At 29.4% G+C, this 1032-nt stretch carries 2 protein-coding genes; both read right to left on the bottom strand.

Going from position 1 to position 1032, the window contains the following annotated elements; genetic code table 11:
• Window positions 1-35: 35 nt before the first annotated feature.
• Window positions 36-416: a hypothetical protein gene (locus tag CN514_RS24655; RefSeq protein WP_098234817.1), complete on the bottom strand. Its 381-nt coding sequence runs from the start codon at window positions 414-416 to the stop codon at window positions 36-38.
• Between the two features lie 346 nt (window positions 417-762).
• On the bottom strand, window positions 763-1017 hold the full coding sequence (locus CN514_RS24650) for a hypothetical protein (protein WP_098234816.1): 255 nt from the start codon (window positions 1015-1017) through the stop codon (window positions 763-765).
• Window positions 1018-1032 lie beyond the last annotated feature (15 nt).

Here is a 1032-nt window from a genome sequence, read left to right as displayed (position 1 = left end):
TTTATATTTCAACACTCTGAGCATTGTTATTGTTATCAATGCTCCTCATTTATTCTTATAATTGTGTCTTGGTCGTGAAATGCGATGCGTATAGGAATTGAAATTTGATTAGGTAGCTCATCTAAAGCTCTTATGTAAGATATAACTGTTCTTGCAACTAGGAAGATTGTTGTACCGATTGCTAAATTACTACGATCAAAACCGTCTTTCTCATAAATTTCGCCAAATTGTTTTAAACTTGGACCTCTAAATTCATCGGTCCAATTACAAGCCCAATCTTCATCACCTTCTACTAACGGAATGTACTCTTCACAAATGTAAAATGCACTTTCCCAATTATGATCTAAATCATATTTAAAATAGATTGCTTTGGAATCCAGTTCAATAGCAATTTTTATTGAGTGATCAAGTCCCATTTTCAATTCTTTTTTATAGTCGTTTAAATTAATTTGCCTAATTTTATTAGCCCTTTCAGATCCCGCTATTGATTACATCTATTAAAATACTTCTCTTCTAGTTCCTCAAGGTTTTTCTCTTTTAAATCTACCTGCAATTCATCTAAATAGTCAAAAATGTTCACACAATATTCCTCCAGTAGTTATTCCTTTTCGATTATAGCATCTATCTTTCTATCAAATTAGTTGATGTAAAATCTTTTATTAAAACTTATTTATTTCTAGCCGGAACTAAAAAATGACAGCCCTTTAATATACCATTAGGTCTGTCATTTTCGGGTAAATTTTCACTTAGTCATCTACCTTATTATGATTTATTGTTTAATTTTTTTATTTCTATTTGACCGCCATTGATTGGTAATTTTTTTACACTATATTTTCTTTGATCTGCATTTGGCAAAGGTAGTTTCAATATATTTATATTTTTATCGGCAATTTCTTCATTTTGAGTTTGTTCCTTTAGTGTTACATTTGTTTTATTCAAACCAATTTGATCAAAAGCAAAAAAACTAACACCTAAGCAAAATACAAGTGTAGAAACAAAAAATACAATTTTTTTCATAGTATCCTCCTAACT

Origin of the sequence: Bacillus sp. AFS001701 (assembly GCF_002559405.1) — a bacterium.
Lineage (GTDB): Bacteria > Bacillota > Bacilli > Bacillales > Bacillaceae_G > Gottfriedia.
The sequence above is the reverse complement of the archived record's forward strand: the minus strand, read 5'-3'. Positions and strand labels throughout refer to the sequence as shown.

Bases quoted from the DNA above. Each gene is read 5' to 3' on its own strand.
- CN514_RS24655 (WP_098234817.1), bottom strand. From the start codon at position 416: ATGGGACTTGATCACTCAATAAAAATTGCTATTGAACTGGATTCCAAA.
- CN514_RS24650 (WP_098234816.1), bottom strand. From the start codon at position 1,017: ATGAAAAAAATTGTATTTTTTGTTTCTACACTTGTATTTTGCTTAGGT.